General features: G+C 38.9%; 15 protein-coding genes. 6 read left to right on the top strand and 9 right to left on the bottom strand.

The features are described from left to right. Positions 1 to 64: 64 nt before the first annotated feature. From AA0X71_RS00895 to AA0X71_RS00885, 3 genes are read right to left on the bottom strand one after another with little or no spacing between them, the layout of a single operon-like run. Positions 65 to 544 carry a methylated-DNA--[protein]-cysteine S-methyltransferase gene (locus tag AA0X71_RS00895; protein ID WP_413358160.1) on the bottom strand — a complete coding sequence of 160 codons (480 nt, stop codon included), beginning with the start codon at positions 542 to 544 and terminating at the stop codon, positions 65 to 67. Continuing rightward, positions 537 to 1,445, bottom strand: a complete 909-nt coding sequence (locus tag AA0X71_RS00890) for a DNA-3-methyladenine glycosylase family protein (RefSeq protein ID WP_413358158.1) — start codon at positions 1,443 to 1,445, stop codon at positions 537 to 539. Before AA0X71_RS00890 ends, AA0X71_RS00895 begins: the two co-directional genes overlap by 8 nt. A 5-nt stretch (positions 1,446 to 1,450) precedes the next feature. Beyond that, the gene (locus tag AA0X71_RS00885) at positions 1,451 to 1,984 is read right to left on the bottom strand and encodes a bifunctional transcriptional activator/DNA repair enzyme AdaA (protein ID WP_413362424.1); all 534 of its coding nucleotides are present in this window, start codon (positions 1,982 to 1,984) and stop codon (positions 1,451 to 1,453) included. 247 nt (positions 1,985 to 2,231) lie between these two features. Between AA0X71_RS00885 and AA0X71_RS00880 the strand changes: the two genes are divergently transcribed. Beyond that, entirely contained in the window at positions 2,232 to 2,930 is a 699-nt protein-coding gene (locus AA0X71_RS00880; protein ID WP_413358156.1) for a DUF4386 domain-containing protein, read from the top strand. Here AA0X71_RS00880 and AA0X71_RS00875 read toward each other — a convergent pair. Together AA0X71_RS00875 and yeiL are read right to left on the bottom strand one after the other, a co-directional pair. After that, entirely contained in the window at positions 2,908 to 3,513 is a 606-nt protein-coding gene (locus AA0X71_RS00875) for a Crp/Fnr family transcriptional regulator (protein ID WP_413358154.1), read from the bottom strand. The two genes, AA0X71_RS00880 and AA0X71_RS00875, sit on opposite strands and share 23 nt — an antisense overlap. A 307-nt stretch (positions 3,514 to 3,820) precedes the next feature. After that, positions 3,821 to 4,489, bottom strand: a complete 669-nt coding sequence (gene yeiL, locus AA0X71_RS00870; RefSeq protein ID WP_413358152.1) for a transcriptional regulator YeiL — start codon at positions 4,487 to 4,489, stop codon at positions 3,821 to 3,823. Between the two features lie 81 nt (positions 4,490 to 4,570). On the opposite strand from yeiL, the gene AA0X71_RS00865 reads away from it, so the two are divergent. Beyond that, positions 4,571 to 5,743, top strand: coding sequence for an MFS transporter (locus AA0X71_RS00865; RefSeq protein ID WP_413358150.1), 1,173 nt, complete (start codon positions 4,571 to 4,573; stop codon positions 5,741 to 5,743). 238 nt (positions 5,744 to 5,981) lie between these two features. Here AA0X71_RS00865 and AA0X71_RS00860 read toward each other — a convergent pair whose 3' ends face one another. The 4 genes from AA0X71_RS00860 to AA0X71_RS00845 form a co-directional block, all read right to left on the bottom strand. Next, positions 5,982 to 6,617 (bottom strand): ABC transporter permease, encoded by a 636-nt coding sequence (locus AA0X71_RS00860; protein ID WP_413358148.1) that lies wholly within the window; start codon positions 6,615 to 6,617, stop codon positions 5,982 to 5,984. A 1-nt stretch (position 6,618) separates the two neighbouring features. Further along, the gene (locus AA0X71_RS00855) at positions 6,619 to 7,752 is read right to left on the bottom strand and encodes an ABC transporter ATP-binding protein (RefSeq protein WP_413358146.1); all 1,134 of its coding nucleotides are present in this window, start codon (positions 7,750 to 7,752) and stop codon (positions 6,619 to 6,621) included. Between the two features lie 114 nt (positions 7,753 to 7,866). After that, positions 7,867 to 8,742, bottom strand: a complete 876-nt coding sequence (locus AA0X71_RS00850; protein ID WP_413362422.1) for a glycine betaine ABC transporter substrate-binding protein — start codon at positions 8,740 to 8,742, stop codon at positions 7,867 to 7,869. A 71-nt stretch (positions 8,743 to 8,813) separates the two neighbouring features. Then, positions 8,814 to 9,644 (bottom strand): tyrosine-type recombinase/integrase, encoded by an 831-nt coding sequence (locus tag AA0X71_RS00845; RefSeq protein ID WP_413358144.1) that lies wholly within the window; start codon positions 9,642 to 9,644, stop codon positions 8,814 to 8,816. Between the two features lie 445 nt (positions 9,645 to 10,089). Between AA0X71_RS00845 and AA0X71_RS00840 the strand changes: the two genes are divergently transcribed. From AA0X71_RS00840 to AA0X71_RS00825, 4 genes are read left to right on the top strand one after another with little or no spacing between them, the layout of a single operon-like run. Then, complete coding sequence (locus AA0X71_RS00840) at positions 10,090 to 11,163, top strand: iron-siderophore ABC transporter substrate-binding protein (RefSeq protein ID WP_413358142.1); 1,074 nt, start codon at positions 10,090 to 10,092, stop codon at positions 11,161 to 11,163. After that, positions 11,156 to 12,196, top strand: a complete 1,041-nt coding sequence (locus AA0X71_RS00835; protein ID WP_413358140.1) for a FecCD family ABC transporter permease — start codon at positions 11,156 to 11,158, stop codon at positions 12,194 to 12,196. Before AA0X71_RS00840 ends, AA0X71_RS00835 begins: the two co-directional genes overlap by 8 nt. Continuing rightward, the gene (locus tag AA0X71_RS00830; protein WP_413358138.1) at positions 12,193 to 13,224 is read left to right on the top strand and encodes a FecCD family ABC transporter permease; all 1,032 of its coding nucleotides are present in this window, start codon (positions 12,193 to 12,195) and stop codon (positions 13,222 to 13,224) included. Before AA0X71_RS00835 ends, AA0X71_RS00830 begins: the two co-directional genes overlap by 4 nt. Continuing rightward, positions 13,224 to 14,039: an ABC transporter ATP-binding protein gene (locus AA0X71_RS00825; protein WP_413358136.1), complete on the top strand. Its 816-nt coding sequence runs from the start codon at positions 13,224 to 13,226 to the stop codon at positions 14,037 to 14,039. The genes AA0X71_RS00830 and AA0X71_RS00825 overlap by 1 nt, the downstream gene beginning before the upstream one ends. Positions 14,040 to 14,069: the final 30 nt, after the last annotated feature.

The following is a 14,069-nucleotide window of genomic DNA, read 5'->3' as shown; positions in this document are numbered from 1 at the left end:
ACTTGGTATTTGACTATAATAATAGAAAGAGTTGGAAGCCCAACTCTTTTTGTTCCTGTACTTCTTACTTTTTAAAAGTACTTTCATGCTTAAGGAGCCATTCCTTTCTCCATAATCCACCTGCATAGCCCGTTAATTTCCCACTTGAACCAACAATGCGATGGCAAGGAATGACGATGCTCAGTTTATTTTTTCCATTTGCATTTCCAACCGCTCTGACTGCATTTTCATTCCCAATCAAAGCAGCAATATCTTTATAAGAAACAGTCTGTCCATAAGGTGTTTTTGTTAAAGCATTCCACACTGTTTTTTGAAAATTGGTTCCCTCCAAAGTATAAGGAATGGTAAACTCTTTTCGTCTCCCGTTGAAATATTGATCAAGCTGATTCCTACAGTCTACTAATACATTCGGAGGCTCATCCTCTAGCAATTGTTCAGCTTTATCTTTTTCAGAAAACTTGATGGAATAGATCCCTTCCTCGTTTCCTACTATCTCTACCACTCCAAGTGGAGATAGATAATCTAATTGATATTGTTTACTCATACAAGGACCTCCACAAATAAAAGGTAGCATAAGCTTGCCATCCTTCCCAATTGGCTGACATTTCTCTTATTTCTTCCATTGTTGGTTTTCTCTCCATCCCTAACTGAAGCATCAATGCTTGATGAAGACCGACATCTGCGATCGGAAAAGCAGTTGAGTCATGAAAACACTTCATCAGTACATAATCTGCTGTCCATGCTCCCACTCCGCGAATCTCCATTAAACTCTTCTGAATTTCTTGATGATCTTGTTTCATCATTAACATTTCTTTTGATAATTTGCCCTCTGACATCGCCTTTGCGATGTCGATAATATATTCAGATTTCCGAACCGTAACCTGAAGCTCCCTCAAATCATCAATTTGTACGCAGGCGATCTTCGAGAATTCTGGAAATAGCCAGTAAGTCTCTCCATCAATTCGATGACTTTCACCAAATCGTTCTACGAAACGCTTCTTTAAAGTGTAGGCAAAGGTTAAATTAATTTGTTGCCCTATAATCGCCCACGTCAATGCCTCAAAGAGATCAGGAATGCCTATAATCCGTAAACCGTTATACTTATGAATTAACGGTTGCAAAATCTGATCTCCCCTAACGACTTCATAAAAATCCCCTAACGGTTTATCCAAATCAAACCACGCCCATATGTACGAGACCACTTTTTCAAGTATACGAACGGACGGCTTCCCCATCGGGAAATCAACTTGAATGGCATTTGACAGACTCCTGATTTTCAATAAAATCAATTCCCCATCTACCTTTATCAATTTACATAAATAATCATCTTTTATTCGGTGCTGAATTTCTCTATCAGATCTTCCTAAAAAAACTAAACACTCTTTAAAATTAAACTCAGCAGGAGGATAAATCTCAATCGCTAAACCTTTTGTCTTCCAATCCATTGCCTTCATTCCTTACTGATGAAATTTCGATATTCACTTGGAGAGGAATTCTTCAGTCTACGAAACGCCTTATAAAAATTTGATGTACTTTGAAAACCAACCTCGAAGCAAATTTCAAGATTCGTTCGATCTGTTGTCGTCAGAAGGTAAGCCGCTTTGTCCACGCGTATTTTTTCTAAATATGTCCGCGGAGTCTCTGACGTTTCCTGCTTAAATATCCTTTCAAGATAATATGAACTGAGACCAACATGATCGGCAATATCTTTCAACTCTAATTTTTGGTAATAATGATTGATTAAAAACGTTACAACGTTTCTGATCAGTTCAATTTGTGGGGAATGGTCCGCTTCTGGCTGACATCTTTTGCACGCTCGATATCCAGCCTTTTCAACCTCTTTCATATCATAAAAAAATTCCACATTTATTTTTTTCGGTTTTCTAGAACGGCAGGATGGACGACAATATATTTTAGTGGTCTTCACTGCCGTAAAAAAGAGCCCATCATATTTCCGATCACAAGCAATGATTTTCTCCCACATTTCATCAAAAGAAAGATTTAAATTTGATCCCAATATCTACCCATCCCTCTCGCATATGTACTTAACGTTTATTTTCCTCGGTTTGGAATTATTTTACCAATGACTTGTTTCCCTTTTCGTCCTCATTCTTGCTCTTATAGTCTAAGAAATACAGAAAATTTATTAAAACTTATACATTCCTTAACTTAAGTCAATGAAACCAAAAAAACCCCTATGCTATCTTCAACTTAGATTGGAGGGAGATTCAATGCATGTAGTTAAAACAGAAAAAACAACGCTTCGGAAAGTGGCGATGATAACTGGAGTTGCCATGATTATGATGGCTCTTTTGGCGATGTTTTCAGTGGGGATCGTAAGTAGTCGTTTAATTGTTGACGGCGATGCAATCGGGACAGCTAACAATATTAAAAAATCGATATTCCTTTTTCAGGCAGGCATTTTCAGTTGGCTCCTTATTCTCATCCTTGATGTGCTCCTGTCTTGGTCCCTTTATGTCTTCTTTGAACCCATTCATAGAAGTCTTTCATTACTCGCAGCATGGTTTCGTCTGATGTATACCGCTTTTCTCGGAGTAGCTATCTTTCAATTGGTACAAATTACCACCCTTATAAATGAGAGTGAATCTTTTCAATTAGAGGACTTATCCTCCTCTATCATGTTGTCTGTTATGTCCTATGAAAAAATATGGTCTTTCGGCTTAATTATCTTTGCTATTCATCTTTTGCTGATTGGGTGGATGATGATAAAAGCTAATTTCATCCCGAAAATACTGGCGATTCTCATGCTTATTGCTTCTGTTAGCTATATGCTGATTCACACAATGGATGTTTTTCTACCTCAATTGGAGAAAGTGACAGGAAATATTGAATCCATTTTGAGTCTACCTATGGCAATTGGGGAGCTGGGATTAGGGATCTGGATGTTCATAAAGGGTGGAAAACGATAGAATATGACCCTTGAGATATTCTCTTCTTGATTCTGCTTAAGGATTCAGGCGTAATCCCAAGATAACTCGCTAATTGATGCTGAGGAACACGATTGATAAGTTCTGGCCTTTGCTTTAATAGGAGTTGATACCTCTCCTCTGGAGCTGCCGCTATGGAACGAGCTCTTTCATCTTGTTCCTTCCCAAAATTTTCTTCAACCATGTCTCTCGTCAATTTCTCAAGGACTGGGAATTGTCGATACATCGTTTCTTCCGACTCAAGAGTCCCAACAACAAGCATAGACTCCTCACTACAAGCTAGAAAATATTCACTAGGCACTTTATTTTTATAGCTTTTAAATAGGACAACAGCCTGTTCTTCTGTAAAAAAATTGACCGTTACCTCCTTGCCATCCTCGTCATTAAAGTATTGGCGAACACACCCCTTTAGGACAAAATAACATTTGGTTGAAATCTCTCCCTGTTTGAGAAGAATCGTATTTTTTTCATATGATTCTATCACAAGCTCCTTTATAATGGCTTCCATTTCTTCTGCACTAAAGGAGCTGTTTTTATCCATAAAGTCCTTCATCCGTTGATCCAACTTCATCTTCCCCTTTCATCATATAAAGCTAAATCCACTATTTTCTGTAAAAACATGGTAACATAAGAATTATTATTTACAGGAGATGCTCATCTATGAAAAAGCGATTACTTAAATTTTTATTCACACTTATTCTATTTTATCTATATTTTCAACTATTACGATTTATTTTCAATCGATTTATTCCTATCACCCCAATTACAGAGCTACTCTCTCTGTTTTTAGTTATTTTGTTGATTCCTATATCTATGGTAACGGTTTTTGGGATGACTAAACTGTTAAATAAAATTAAATAAGACACGCTTAACTAATTTCGCAGCACATCCGCTAATTCATGTAAAGAATCAGTATTTTTAATAAAATAATTCCGTCCTTCTTTTTGCAAATAGCCTTTATCACAAAATTGCGCGAGGACATGCAACAAATGACGATAGGATACCCCTAAATAATCACAAACCGTGACATGCTTCTCCTTATAAATCCCTTCATCGGCTGTTTGCAAAATAAAATCAGCCAAGCGATTTTCAAGTGGGAAAGCAAGACTTTGAGAGTACTTTGCTGCCATAACAGACGCCTTGACACTTAAAAACTTCGTTAATTCACGCAGGAATTTTGCATCCTCGAGTAATTGTCCCCGGTATCGATGAATCGGCAAAGCAAAACATATCGTCTTGGTCGAAGCTTGAATCCCCTTTGTGTAATACACATCATTTAATAATTCCATCTCCCCAATATATTCATTGGCATTGATAAAATTAATCAAGGATACCTTTCCATTTTGGTGGGTAATATATATTTTTGCCTTCCCCTCCATAACATAAAATAGAAAATCTGGACGCATTCCTTCTTGAATGATCCATTCATCTCGCCTATACTCATGTATTTCGATAAACTCTTCAACAGGAAAGGAAAATAAATATGCGATTGCATGATGCTCCAAATAGCGGCGTTTTTTCTCATCTTTGTAAATTTCCATTTCCCACCTCTAAAATATGAGATATCTCATATTATTTAATCTTTATTCCATGATATCATGCAATCATTGAGGGGGATACAAATGAATACACAACGCTGGATGGGTACACGTTTTTTTACTTTTTTTCTAACATGGGGAATTTTTCTACCTTACTGGTCAGGGTGGATGATTTATACAAAAGGAATTACCGTTTCTGAAGCAAGTGTGATTATGAGCTTCGGATTACTTGCGAGGGGTATTTCTACCTTATTCGCTTTTCCCTATTTATCAGAAAGAGTTAGTAGTAAAGCATTATTGAATGTAGCTGGAATTGGTACGCTCCTTGCCATTCTCTGTTATATTCCAGCAAATTCCTTTACTAGCTTGCTTGTAGTTACGATTGTTTTGCATGTTTTTTATCCAACCTTGATGCCTGCTTTAGATACAGCAGCTGGCATTCTTGTGCAAAGCAAGCAGTTGAGACATTACGGAAGAAGTCGCCAATGGGGTTCCATCGGATTTGTCTCTATCGGAATGGTCATAACGATATTTACGGGAACGTTCGGGGATGAAGTGATCTTTTGGGCACTGTTATTTGGAATAATCGGATTTGTCGCACTCAGTTTTCTGAATGCACCTATTATTTTAACGTCGAAACCAAAAATCGATCCGACACAAAAAGTAGGCATGATGAAGTTATTTCGGATCAAGCATTTTAGCCTTGTCCTTTCGATTGTCATTTTACTACAGGCTGCACATGCTACCTATTACAATTACGGCTATATTTTTCTTCAAGATATTGAAGCTCCGGTTTACTTAATCGGTCTTATTTTAAATATCGCGGTTATTGCTGAAATTATCTTCTTTTCCATGGCAGATAAACGCTTTGAAAAGTTTTCTGTCGGCTCTTTGCTGACACTAGCAGCACTCGGTTCTACCTTACGCTGGATTTTAGTCTTTACTTTTCCAAATGTGATTGTATTTTGTCTCGCCCAAACGTTACATGCCTTCTCGTTTGCGATGGGACATTATGCTTTTATGAAATACTTAATCAAAAACATCCCACACGCCCAGATCCCGAAAGCACAAGGCGTCTATTCAGCCCTTGCTCTTAGCTGGAGTACAGCTGTATTTACAATATTCGGAGGCTTTTTATACGAGATCGAGCCAAGATATGCCTTTATCGGAATGATTGTTTGCACCGTTCCTGCCATGCTGATTGCCCTTGCTTACCGAAAGCTGGAACATAAACATGAAGTTTTGGTTTCTGTTTAACCAAAAGATGAGATCTAACTAGCAGATCTCATCTTTCTTAATTCCTGCAGTTTCCGTCCATTAAACCCTTCCGCAGTAGAAAGAGATTCAACAATTCAAGCATACTAGCTGCAAATATAGCTACTTTTAGATGGGGTGGTTTTAAGAAAAAAGAATGCAAGCGAAAAATCAATCATTTTGAGTTTGTCTATAATCGGAGGCATCGTGTTTACGATGCCTCCCAAAACGCAACTCAATATTAAGACTTCAACCCTCTCGGTGTTACTTTATCCTCGAGTTTCTTTAAAGCAAAGTCGAATACAATGGCTAATATGGCTGCAGGTATGGCCCCAGCTAGAATAAGGTTTTTATCCATAACATTTAATCCGCGTGTAATTAAATCCCCTAATCCACCTGCACCAATAAAGGTCGCAAGAGCCGCCACTCCAATGGTGAGTACGGTAGCGGTACGGATACCGGCCATCAGGATTGGTAGCGTCAGTGGCAATTCCACCATAAATAAAATTTGTCTGGAAGTCATGCCCATTCCTTTTCCGGCATCGACAAGTGCTGGGTCCACCCCAATTATTCCGGTATACGTATTTCGTAAAATAGGAAGAAGTGCATAAAGCGTTAAGGCGATAATGGCCGGAACTTTTCCAATTCCAAAAATGGGGAGCATAAATCCAAGCAATGCAAGACTCGGTACTGTTTGAATAATGGCTGTTACGCCAATAATGGGTTCGGCAAATTTTTTATATCTTGTTAAAATAATTCCTAGTGGGACGGCGATAGCAATCGCAATAATCATAGCAATCCCCGCTAAAAATATATGTTCTTGAAAGGCTACCCAAATATCTGATTTACGACTCATAAACGTATTAATTAAATCCATATCACTCATTCCCTCCACTACTATGATTCCATTCCGCAAGGCCTCTCATCATACTAGAGCGAGTCACAATCCCAATAAGCTTATTCTCTTCTAAAACGGGAATCGTTCCTATATCGCTTCCATGGAAAAGTTCTGCGACATCTGATACGACCGCATCAGCCGTGAGCGTTTTAATATCTGACTGCATAATATCAGCAACTGTTAGATTCTCATTTTTATAGTTTTCATCCAATGTTTTAAGTGATACGGCACCATAGAATGTTTTTGTTTTGTCGGTAATAAATAAGCTATCGACCTTCTTTTCCTTCATAAGCCTGAATGCTTCTGCTAATCCACGCTTCGGTGAAGTTGTGACAACATTGGAATGCATGAGCTCTGTGACCGATGGCATCATAGCAGAACCTTGGTTTAAACGATCTTCTCCGATAAATCCTTTGACAAAATCATTGGTAGGATGTCGTAAAATTTTATCTGGAGTATCAAGCTGTACGATCTCCCCATCTTTCATAATGGCGATGCGGTTAGCAATTTTTATCGCCTCATCCATATCATGGGTGACAAAAACGATCGTTTTCTGAATCTCTTCTTGTAAACTGACAATATCGTCTTGAAGCTGCTCCCTACTAATCGGATCCAAGGCACTGAATGGCTCATCCATTAGAATAATTTCAGGCTCTGCTGCAAGAGCACGAATAACCCCGATTCTCTGTTGCTGTCCTCCACTCAGTTCTGAAGGAAAACGAGGCTTAAATGTAGAAGGATCCAATCCAACTAAATCTAGTAGTTCGTCTACCCTTTTACGATATCTTGCTTCGTCCCATTTCTTTAGTCTTGGAACGAGAGCGATATTTTGTTCAATCGTCATATGGGGAAATAGACCGATCTGTTGAATGACATAGCCAATGTTTCGTCTCAATTCAACAGGGTCAATTTGCGATATATCTTCACCATTGATAAAAATTTTCCCTGTCGTCGGTTCATTTAGGCGATTAATCATCCGCATCGTTGTTGTTTTCCCACATCCACTCGGACCAATGAGTGTGACCAGTTCTCCTTTATTAATCTGCAAATTGATATTGTTTAATGCCACGAAATCACCTTCGTATTTCTTCGTCACATTTTCAAATTTAATCATATTGTTACCTCTTTCGGTTTCAAATTTCTAAATTCCTTTTTGCAAAAACATCCTATAAAAGAGGCTGTGTACTTTTGTAGTAACACAGCTCTTTTACGTCTAATTAGCAAATGACTATTCTATTAATCCCTCTTCTTTTAAGAATTCAATCGCGACATCTTTCGGTTCTTTTTTATCTATATTCACACGACCATTTAACTCTCTCATACGTTCATCAGATAAAGTACCAGCTAATTCATTGATTGTTTCTTCAAGCCCTTCGTTCGCATCTATTACTTCTTGTCGGATAATCGGTGCAGCAAAATAGGGTGGGAAGAATTCTTGATCATCTTCTAACACCGTTAGATTGTACTGGTCAATCCTTGCGTCAGTCGAAAAGGCCGTAATAATATCAATCTCTCCATCTTTTGCTGCTGTATATTGGAGATCTGGATCAATATTTCTCTTTACACCAAATTCATAGCCATATGCTTCCGATAATGCATCAAATCCGTCTCCTCTTTCAAAGAACTCTGGATCCGCTCCGAATGATAAGTCTGGTGATACATCTGTCAGATCTGAGTATGTTTCTAATCCCAATTCATCAGCGAGTTCACCTCTTAACCCTAACGCATACGTATTGTTAAATCCTAAAGATTCTAACCAAGCAATATTGAATTCCTCTGCATACCCTTTTTTCGTAGCTTCATAGATCTCATCAGGACTTTGATTTGGTTGATATTCATGATTTAGGACATTTAAAAAGCCTGTCCCTGTATACTCTACATACATATCAATATCGCCTTTTTTCATCGCTTCTTGTAAGACAAAAACTCCACCTAATGCTTCTTTTACTTCAACATCTATATCTGTTTTCGCTTTAATATACTCAGCCATAATATGAGTCAGAATGATTTGTTCAGTAAACTCTTTACCTGAAACAACAATTTTTCCAGGCTCAGCTTCGCCACCTGCACTATTTCCACAAGCAGCAAGACCGAAAACAAACATTACTGCAAATACAATTACTATTATTTTTTTCAATGTGTTTCCTCCTATAATTCTTTTATTTTATAAATCAATCATGAAAAGTATTTATAGCTGGTTGTGATTGATTTATGACCAGCATATTGTTTCACTTGCTCCACCGAATATCCGTCTTCCACTAATCTTCTACAATACGTATTTCTCAATATTTTTGAGGTAATCGGAAATCCTAGTTTTTCACTATACACTTCAATGACAAATTGAATAGAACGTGACTGCATTTTTCCTGAACGTTCTGTCACAAACAAATAAGGACTATTAAGATAAACTGGTTTACCAGTTAAGTTCCTAATATCGATCCAAGTCTCTAGTTTTTCCACTACATGTTTAATTAAAGGGATCTCTCTCGATAAAATTCCATCATGAAAAATTTGAATGGTTTTCGTTGTGACTGCATCAGTGTGGAGATTACTAATTTCTTCTATTCGTAATCCTGAATACAGTAATACATGGATAAGGGCTTCATTACGGGCCTTTTTGAAAGGGTTCTTCTCTTTAGATAGAGTTTGTAGAAGTAGCGTTTCTTCTTCGGCAGTGAGCCATGTAACTGAGGGTTCTTTTCGTTCTTCGTAAAGGCGAAGATTTTCCGGTATATTCATTTGAACGTAGTTATTTTTAGTAGCCCATACTAAAAAAGAACGTAAGATTGAAATCAATTTATTAATCGTGGCAATTTTGTTTCCTTTTTTTATTAAGTGCTCTCGAAATTGATAGACATCATTTTCAGTGAGATGTTCTAGTCGTTTTTGTTTCGATTCTAGCCACAATTGAAACTGTTTCATCACATGAACATACATCTTTGTTGTGCTTTCTTCTTTTTCCTTTCTCTTTAAATAGTCTTCGTATTGCTTCAATATTTTCTTCATACATCCCACCTTCCAGAGAAAATTCAACTGAGGAATTTAAATTCTAGGATGAAAGTGATTCTATGATGAATATTATATTATGGGCTGATACATTTACTCAAACCTTAAATTTTCGGAAAATTCTTATTACATCATCATATTTTGTGATGAGACCATATGAACTGTCCTATCCTTACATATCCTTTTGGATCCTGAAAGATCCTCCCATATGCTAGCAAATTAGAATTTTAACCATTAATTTGAAAAGAAATAACCCCGTCTAAAAATTTACACAATTATTTCATTGACACTTATTATGAGAATGATTATCATTGAAATTGAAAATCATTCTCAAAAAAAATAGATGATAAAGGAGCCAATAATAGAATACTTACTTCCCTTTCTAGCAATCTACATAATTAACAGCACGATCAAAAAATAATCATAACGAGAAGGATGAGAAAATATGAAATCAAATCGAAAATTAATCGCTATACTCATTACAGCAATATTCATGCTCCTTCTAGCTGGATGTTCAGGCGAAGAAGCCTCTTCACCTAAGAATAATGATGAAAGTAACGAAACAACTACAACGGAAACACCCGCAGCCGAAGAGGAAAATTCAGAATATCCTATTGTTATTGAGCATGCTTTTGGAAAAACAGAGATCGAAAGCAAACCTGAACGGGTAGCTACAATTCAGTGGGCAAATCATGATGTTGCGCTTGCTCTAGGAGTTGTGCCTGTAGGTTTCTCGGCAGCTAATTTTGGCGTTCAAGATGATAGTGGCCTTTTACCTTGGACAGCAGAAAAGCTTAAAGAACTAGGTGTAGATAATCCGAATGTTTTTCAAGATACAGACGGTCTTGATTTTGAAGCAATTTCAGATTCAAACCCAGATGTCATTTTGGCAGCATACTCCGGTATTACTCAGGAAGATTACGATATTCTAACTCAAATTGCTCCCGTTGTTCCCTATCAAACGAGTCCGTGGGTAACGACATGGCGAGAGCAAGTTATTTTAAATGCCACAGGGATGGGAATGAAAGCTGAAGGAGAACAACTCATTAAGGATACCGAGAATCTCATTAAGGAAAAAGCAAGTCAGTATCCTCAAATGGAAGGTAAGAAAATTGCCTGGGTTAATTTCTCAGCTCAAGATATGTCTAAATTACATGTTTATACACCGACAGACCCTCGTGGTGCTTTTCTAATCGAGTTAGGTATGGAATACCCTGAAAGCATTACGAATGAAATTACAGATTCTACAGGCTATTCATTGAATTTAAGTGCTGAAAATGCTGATATCTTGAACGATGCTGACATCATTATTGGCTATGGGGATGAAAGTTTATATGAAGCAGTAAAAGCTGATCCATTGCTTGGCAAAATCCCAGCTATTGAAAGAGGTTCTGTTGTGTTTATTGGAGGCAGTACACCTTTAGCCGCTTCCGGTAACCCAAATCCACTTTCAATTGCGTATACCATTGATGAATATCTTGAATTAATTGGAGGAGCTATTGAAAAGTTAAATGAATAGTTCAACTGTTTCAAAAGACAAACCCGTTCACTCACATATGCCACGGAATTTCCCTGTGGTTCTAGTTCTAACACTAGTCTTACTTGGTATATGTGTGATTGCATCACTCGTTCTAGGATCACGATCAGTTGGTTTTGATGAACTGATCGCTGGTCTATTCCATCCAGACGTAGATTCCTATGGAGCTAACGTCGTTCGGCAAAGAATTGCCCGAACCGTATTTAGTTTATTTTGCGGAGCGGCACTAGGAGTTTCAGGAGCGCTTATGCAAGCTGTCACCCGCAATCCCATTGCAGACCCAAGCATACTCGGTGTCAATACAGGGGCATCATTATTTGTTGTTTGTGGAATTGCATTCTTAAACATAAGTACAGCCAATCAATATATTTGGTTAGCGATCGTTGGGGCCATGATTACCGCTATTTTCGTTTACGGGATCGGCTCTATGGGGCGTGGGGGTGCCACGCCCCTTAAGCTTGTCTTAGCAGGGGCAGCGACAAGTGCCGCCCTCTCTTCTCTCGTCAGTGCGATTATCATTCCTCGCTCTTATGTCATGGACCAATTTCGGTTTTGGCAAGTAGGAAGCGTAGGCTCAGGAAACTGGAGTTCAATCACTACTTTCCTTCCGTTTCTGATCGTTGGGTTAGTGATTGGAATCCTTGCTGCATCAGCGCTCAATGCATTGGCTTTAGGGGATGAAGTTGCGACAGGACTTGGTGTTCGAACTGGAACACTTCGATTGATTGCCGCTCTTGCTGGAGTTCTTTTGTGTGGAGCCACTACTGCTCTAGCAGGACCGATTGGATTTGTCGGACTGTTAGCCACGCACATCATTCGCCTAATCCTTGGTCCCGACTTACGATACATCATTCCAATGGCCGCTCTCTCAGGCGCGATCATTTTGACGATTTCAGATGTATTCGGTAGGCTCATTGGAAGTCCTGGAGAGCTTGAAGTTGGTGTCGTTACAGCGTTTATTGGCGCTCCGTTACTTATTATTATTGCTATGAAAGCGAAAGTGCGTTCATTATGAAAAATAACTCTATTGAATTTATTATGTCAGGTAGAAATCAGAGACGACGCAGATGGATTGTTGTTACGTCCGTACTTACGGTACTTGCACTCGTCCTATGCTGCGCCATGCTCCTAATGGGGAACACCATTTATCCGGTTAAAGATGTCATTCGAACCCTTTCCGGTGAGCAAATTAAAGGAGTATCTTTTGCGGTTAATACGATCCGCTTACCGCGAATGCTAGCAGGTCTTTTTGCTGGATTTGCTTTCGGGATCGGTGGGTACATCTTTCAAACGATGCTTCGAAACCCGCTAGCAAATCCAAATGTTATTGGGATTACTTCTGGCTCTAGTGCGGCTGCCGTTTTTTGCATTCTTATCCTTCATACAAGTAATGCAGTTGTTTCCATTGCGTCAATTGTCGCTGGTCTTGCTACCGTTATCGTAATCTATCTTTTATCGAGAGGAAAAACATTTTCCATCGGGCGCTTAATTCTGATTGGAATCGGAATACAAGCTATGCTAGACGCCTTTATATCCTATCTTCTTCTAAAAGGTGCCCAACAAGATATTCCAGCAGCAATCAGATGGCTCAGCGGTAGCCTCAATGGCTCGCAAATGCATGAACTTCCACCTCTTGTACTTACCGTTTTCATCTGTACACCGATTGTCATAGCACTAGGAAAACATTTAAGTATATTGGAGCTTGGAGAACAATCTGCCACTACGCTCGGAGTGAATACAGACAAGGCCCGAATTTTACTGATTGTCAGTTCTGTCTGTATGATCGCTCTTGCAACTGCTACCACTGGTCCAATTGCCTTTGTCGCCTTCCTTTCCGGACCAATTGCCAAAAGACTAGTAGGAGTTGGATTATCAAACATGATCCCGGCTGGGCTTGTTGGCGTTAATTTAGTTTTGGCGGCAGACTTAGTCGGCCAATTTGCTTTTGAAGTCCGATTCCCGGTCGGAATCATCACCGGAATACTCGGAGCGCCGTATCTAATCTACTTGCTAATCCGCATGAATCGAAAGGGAGATTTATGATGAAACCGACACATCTTTTTGAGGCTGAAAACATTGTTGCTGGCTATGAGAACAAAACGATTATTCACGATATAAGCCTTGCCATTCCCAGCAATAAAATAAGCGTCATTATTGGGGCAAATGCCTGTGGAAAGTCCACCCTTCTTAAAACATTAGCTCGGCTGATTAAACTGACCTCTGGAAAAATCACACTTGATGGCAGGCCGATCAGCAAAATCCCGTCAAAGGAATTGGCTCGAATCGTTGGACTATTGCCACAATCTCCTATTGTTCCCGAAGGTATTTCAGTAGCGGATTTAGTTGGACGCGGAAGATTTCCCCACCAATCCTTGTTTAGTGGATGGACGAAAAAGGATTATGAAGCTGTTGCTGAAGCGATGGAAATCATGAATATTACAGAGCTTGCCAATCGCAATATTGATGAACTATCAGGTGGTCAAAGACAGCGCGTGTGGATTGCTATGGCATTAGCACAACAAACTGATATTTTGTTTCTTGATGAACCGACCACTTTTTTGGATATTACCTACCAGGTCGAAATTCTCGATCTGCTCACAGACTTAAACCGAAAATACGGCACGACGATTGTCATGGTCCTTCATGACATCAACCTTGCCGCACGATATGCAGACTATATTTTTGCCATGCATCAAGGAAATCTTGTCGCAGAAGGAGAACCATCAATGGTGATTACTGATACTTTAATAAAGGAGATTTTTGGTCTAAATTGTACGGTCATAAAAGATCCGATTTCGGGCTCACCTTCTGTCGTACCGATTGGGCGGTATCATGATAATCGGGAGATTATATATTAAAATTAAAATCCTCCCACGGTGGACATTTCT

It is taken from the genome of Robertmurraya phoenicis (genome assembly GCF_047302285.1).
Classification (GTDB): Bacteria; Bacillota; Bacilli; order Bacillales; family Cytobacillaceae; genus Robertmurraya.
Note: the sequence above shows the minus strand (reverse complement) of the source record. Positions and strands in the feature narration are given on the sequence as shown.